The 6,178-nt window shown below is 69.8% G+C and carries 1 protein-coding gene; it reads left to right on the top strand.

Annotation, left to right across the window (positions count from 1 at the left end; genetic code table 11):
- Positions 1–6,072: RHS repeat domain-containing protein (locus ACFQ6N_RS39845; RefSeq protein WP_380659061.1), on the top strand; the 6,072-nt coding region annotated here is incomplete at its 5' end.
- Between the last annotated feature and the right edge of the window lie 106 nt (positions 6,073–6,178).

Here is a 6,178-nt window from a genome sequence, read left to right as displayed (position 1 = left end):
AAGGCCGGGGTCAACGGCCTGCTGCTGACCGTCACCGGCGCCGACGAGAACGGCGGCCTGGCCGTCGACTACTCGTCGTTCGCGCAGGCGGCGGGCTCCGGCTTCGGCTCGCGCCTGAGGCTGGTGCGCCTGCCGGAGTGCGCGCTGACCACCCCGGACCTGCCCGAGTGCCGGGTGCAGACCCCGCTGCCGGGCGGCAACGACCCGGCGAAGCAGACCGTCGCCGCCGACGCGCTGACCACGGCCCCGGCCGGGTCGATGCGGCTGCAGGCCGCGCCCGGCGCGATGGTGCTGGCGGCCACGACCGGCAGCGCCGGCCCGAGCGGCGACTACAAGGCGACCCCGCTGTCGAGCGCGTCGTCCTGGTCGACCTCGCTGAACAGCGGCTCGTTCACCTGGTCGTACGACATCTCGCTGACCGGGATGCCCGGCGGGCTCACGCCCAAGATCGGCCTGTCCTACAACTCCGGCGCGATCGACGGCCGGACGTCCAACAGCAACAACCAGGCCTCCTGGGCGGGTGACGGCTTCGACCTCTCGCCCGGCTTCGTCGAGCGCAGCTACAAGGCGTGCGCGGACGACGGCGCCCCGAAGACCGGGAAGTCCAGCCCTGGTGACCAGTGTTGGGGGACGGACAACGCCACCATCAGCTTCGGCGGGCAAGCGGGTGAGCTGATCCCGGTCTCCGGCGACGAGTGGCGGATCAAGAACGACGACGCCACGAAGGTCGTGCGTCTGCGGGACATCGCTCGCGGTAACGGTGACAACGACGGCGAGTACTTCCGCGCCACCACCACCGACGGCACCTCCTACTACTTCGGCTACAACCGCCTGCCGAACTGGTCGGCCGGCAAGCCGGAGACCAAGTCCGTCTACACCGTGCCGGTGTTCGGCAACAACGCCGGGGAGCCGTGCAACGGCGCGGACTTCGCGTCCTCCTGGTGCCAGCAGGGCTGGCGGTGGAACCTGGACCTGGTGGTCGACGCCCACGGCAACGACGTCACCTACTGGTACACCCCCGAGACCAACAACTACGGCCGCAACCTCAAGGCGAGCGACCGCACCCCGTACATCCGCGGGGGCCGACTGGACCACATCGAGTACGGCCAGCAGCAGGGCGACCTCTACTCGGCCACCGTCAAGCCGATGGGCCGCGTCGACTTCTCCACCGCCGAACGCTGCCTGGAGGGCAACGCCGCGCTCTGCGACCCGGCGAAGATCGACACCAACCGGCAGTACTGGTACGACACCCCGTGGGACCAGAACTGCAAGGACGGCACCGACTGCACCGGGCAGTACTCGCCGACCTTCTTCACCCGCACCCGCCTCACCCAGATCGCGGCCAAGACCCTCCAGGCCGACGGCAGTTACGCCACCGTCGACACCTGGGACCTGACCCACAAGTGGGGCACCGCCGACTTCGACTACCAGCTCCTGCTGGACTCGATCAAGCACACCGGCTCCTCGGCCGCGCCCTCCGTCGCGCTGCCGAAGACCACCTTCGCCTACAAGCAGCTCGCCAACCGGCTCGACAAGGTCGGCGACGGCCGCATGCCGTTCATCAAGCAGCGCCTGGGCACCGTCACCGACGAGCTCGGCGGCCAGATCGACGTCAACTACTCGGCCGCCGCGTGCGACTGGAACGCCCTGCCCACGCCGCAGTCCAACACCACCCGCTGCTTCCCGCAGATGTACCAGGCCTCCGAAGAGACCCCGGTCACCACGGAGTGGTTCAACAAGTACGTCGTCGACGCGGTCATCGCCACCGACCGCACCGGCGGCGCGCCCGACATGGTCACCCACTACACCTACCTCGGCGACGCCGCCTGGCACTTCGACGACGAGGACGGCCTCACCAAGGACAAGCTCAAGACCTGGTCCCAGTGGCGCGGCTACGCCCACGCCCGGGTGGAGACCGGCGGCGTCACCGGCATGACCACCCAGGCCGACCACTACTTCCTGCGCGGCATGGACCAGGACCGCAACAACCCCGCCGACAAGAACGGCAAGCGCGCCGTCACCGTCGACGACGGCCAGGGCACCGTCCTGACCGACGACAACGCGTGGGCCGGCTACGAGTACCGCAGCGAGCAGTACGACAAGCCCGGCGGCGTCATCCTGCAGAAGTCCGTCAACACCCCCTGGAAGAAGGAGACCGCCAAGCGGGTCCGCGACTGGGGCACCACCACCGCCAACATCGGCGGGATCAGCGGCACCCGCGCGTTCACCTCCCTCGACAAGGGCGCCGGCAACGCGTGGCGGGAGACCGGTACCCGGACCACGTACGACGACTACGGCCGCGTCACGCAGTCCGAGGACCTCGGCGACGTGGCGAACGCCGCTGACGACAAGTGCACCCGCACCACGTACGCCGACAACACCGGGGCGTGGATCCTCAGCGGCGCGATCCGGACCGAGACCGTCGCCGCGAACTGCGCCGCCACGGCCGACCGGCAGACCAGGGCCGACGGCACGTCGGTCGTCCTGTCCGACGTCCGGAGCCGCTTCGACGGCCAGGCCTACGGCGCCGCGCCCACCAAGGGCGACGTCACCCTTGTCCACTCCCTCAAGTCCCAGACCGGGAACAGCGCCACCTACCTGGACACCACGGCCTCGTTCGACGCCTACGGGCGCCCGCTGACCTCGACGACGCAGGCCTCGACCACCGTCTTCGACACCACCGGCACCGCCGGACCGGTCACCACCGCGTCCCCGAACGCCCGGACGACGACCACCGCCCACACCCCGGCCACCGGCCGGCCCACCAAGTCCGTGGCGACCTCCCCGCCCGCCAAGGCCGGGGACGCCACCACCACGCAGACCACCACCACCGACTACGACCTGCTGCGCGGCCAGACCGTCGACACCCTCGACGCCAACAACCGCCGCACCGACATCCAGTACGACGCGCTCGGCCGCACCCTCAAGGTCTGGCAGCCCGACCGCTCCAAGGCGACGGGCCAGACCCCGAACCTGGAGTTCGCCTACACCGTCGAGGAGGGCCGGATCGCCGCCGTCGCCAGCCGCTCGCTCAACGAGGACGGCTCCCAGCGGACCGCCTACACCCTGTACGACGGCCTCGGCCGGGCCCGGCAGACCCAGTCCCCGGGCGACAACGGCGGCCGGGTCCTGACCGACACCTTCTACGACGAGCGCGGCCAGGCGGCCCTCGCGTTCGCCGCCTACTACGCCACCAACGCCCCGTCCACGACCCTGTTCAAGCTCGAAGACACCGTCGGCGTGGAGTCGCAGACCAAGCAGGAGTTCGACGGTCTCGGACGGGTCGTCAAGTCCACGCTACTCGCGGGCAACGGCATGGGCACCCCGGTCTCCACCACGCTCACCGAGTACGGCGGCGACCGGGTCACCGTCACCCCGCCCGCCGGCGGCACTCCCACCACCACCATCAGCGACGTCGCCGGGCACACCACCGAACTGCGGCAGTACAACGCCGCGACCCCGGGCGGTCCGTACGAGGCCACGACCTACGGCTTCGACCCGGCCGGCCACCTCACCAAGCTGACCAACCCGGCCGGCACGGTGTGGAGCTGGACCTACGACCAGCTCGGCCGGCAGACCAAGGCCGTCGACCCGGACAGCGGCACGACCCTGAAGGCCTACAACGACCGGGGCGAGGTGACCGCCACCACCGACGCGCGCGGCAGGACGATCGCCAGCGTCTACGACAACCTCGGACGACTGACCGAGACCCACGAGGACTCGGCGACCGGCCCGCTGCTGACCTCCCAGACCTGGGACCCGGCCGGCAACAAGGGCCTGCAGTCCTCCAGTTCCCGGTTCAGCACCGTCGGCGGCCGGACCTTCGAGTACAAGAGCACGTACTCGCTGTTCGACGCCCGTTCCCGGCCGACCCGCACCACCTTCACCGTCCCGTCCGTCCCCGGGCAGGAGGCGCTGGCGGGCACCTACGTCACCGGGACCGTCTACCGCTTCGACGGACAGGCCAGGAGCACCGCGTACCCGGCGGCCGGGAACCTGCCGGCCGAGTCCGTCGCGTTCACCTACGACGCGCTGAGCCGGCTGACCGCCTCCGAGGGCCTGACGAAGTACCAGACCGGGCAGACCTTCAGCCTCACCGGCAAGCCGCTGCAGACCACCCTCGGCAACGGCACCGCCGGCAAGGACATCTACCTCACCAACGCCTACGAGTGGGGCACCCAGCGCCTCGCCTCCACCCGCACCGACCAGTACGGCGTCACCGGAGCGACCCGCGCCGCCGCCTACACCTACGACCAGGCCGGCAACGTCACCTCGGTCACCGACACCTCGCGCTCCGGCACCGACCGGCAGTGCTTCCGCTACGACAACCTGGCCCGCCTCACCGAGGCCTACACCCCCGGCACCGACAGCTGCACGGCCCCCGGCGGCGCCCAGCTCGGCGGCCCCGCCCCGTACTGGACCAGCTGGACCTACACCGCCAGCGGCACCCGGGCCACCGAGACCCGGCACGACACCGTCGGCAACACCGCCCAGGACGCCACCACCACCTACACCTACCCCGCCCCCACCGCGGCCCGGCCCCACTCGCTCACCGGCACCAGCACCGTCACCGGTGCCAACGGCGCCCCCGTCCAGGAGGGCTACGCCTACGACGCGTCGGGCAACACCGCCGAACGGCACCTCAAGCCGGGCGCCGGCCGGGCCAGTGACCAGGTGCTGACCTGGGACTCGGAGAACCGGCTCGCCAAGGTCACCGACACCGTCAAGACCACCTCCGCCACGACCACGACCACGACCGACTACCTCTACGACGCCGGCGGCAACCGCCTGCTCGGCCACACCCTCGACACCGCCAACCCGGGTGCCGAGAACTGGACGCTGTACCTCGGCAACACCGAGCTCAAGCTGGTCAAGGGCGCAGCCAAGGCTGCCGCGACCCGCCGCTACCCGCTCGGAGTGGCCACCGCCGTCCGCACCGACGACAACAAGCTGACCTTCCAGATCAACGACCACCACGGCACCGCCGAGGTCGGCATCGACGCCACCACCGGCGCCGTCACCCAGCGCCGCAGCACTCCCTTCGGCGGCCTCCGCGGCGCCGCCCCCAGCACCTGGGCCGACAACCGAGGCTTCCTCGGCGGTGTCCAGGAGGCGACCGGGCTCACCCACATCGGTGCCCGCGACTACGACCCCGCCACCGGCCGGTTCATCTCGGTGGACCCCCTCCTGGAGGCGGACAAGCCCCAGACCACGAACGGCTACGCCTATTCGGCCAACAACCCTGTGACGTACTCCGACCCCAGTGGCATGGCCCTGGAGGAGTGCGTGAGCGGGATGTACGTCTGCGGCAACAAGGGCACCATGCCCATCGAGGAAGGGAAGCGCTACAACCAGATCGTCGCCGAGAACCACCGCACCGAGGCCGTCCAGCGGGAGAACGTCAAGAAGGCGGAGCGTCGCGACGAACTGGCGCGCCGCGCGTCCGCGGCCTACGCCTCGGGCGGGAACTTCGACTCCAAGGCGGTCATGGACCCGGACGCCACCCAGGTCGCCGCGTTCTTCTTCATGGGGATAGCCCCCAGTTCGTACTACTTCGACGAGAGCGACAAGTTCACCGCCCAGGTGCGGCAGCACATGTGGCTGGACGTGGTCCGCAATTACCTGGAAATGCGTCAGGGCACCAAGGTCGGCGACACCATCTCGGGCCTCGACTACAAGACGGCCTACGGCGCCGCACTCAACAAGACCGAGATGAAGACGATGATGGCTTCCGAGCTCGCCGACTTCGCGTCGTACCTGTTGGGAAACAGGGACCAGAATTCGATCGAAGGTTCGGCTCGCGCCGTCCTCGGCTCCTACAACCTGAGCGCGACTGTGACCGATTACAGCAGCGCCGACCACACCGCCCAGGTCCAGTTCCAACTCACCCAGAACATGACCAAGGAATCGCTCACCCGAGGGGTCTCCCCGGAGGGCTACTCCTCGGGTGCGAAGGAACCCGGCGCCCAGATGCTGTCGAGCAAGATGGAGGAAGTGTTCCCCGCAGGTCAGCGCGCCATCGGATTCACCGTCACCTGGACCGAATCCGTCCGGATGTCGGTCAACCAGTAATCTCGTGACCCGACGGGGGGGGGGGGGGGGGAGGTCCCCCGCCCCCCCCCCGGCGCCCCGCCACGAGGGAAGTGTGTAAAAGGGTTAAAACACCCCCAAAAAAAGT

Source organism: Kitasatospora sp. NPDC056446, assembly GCF_042796115.1.
Taxonomy (GTDB): Bacteria; Actinomycetota; Actinomycetes; order Streptomycetales; family Streptomycetaceae; genus Kitasatospora.
This window is presented reverse-complemented; position numbering and strand designations above follow the sequence as displayed.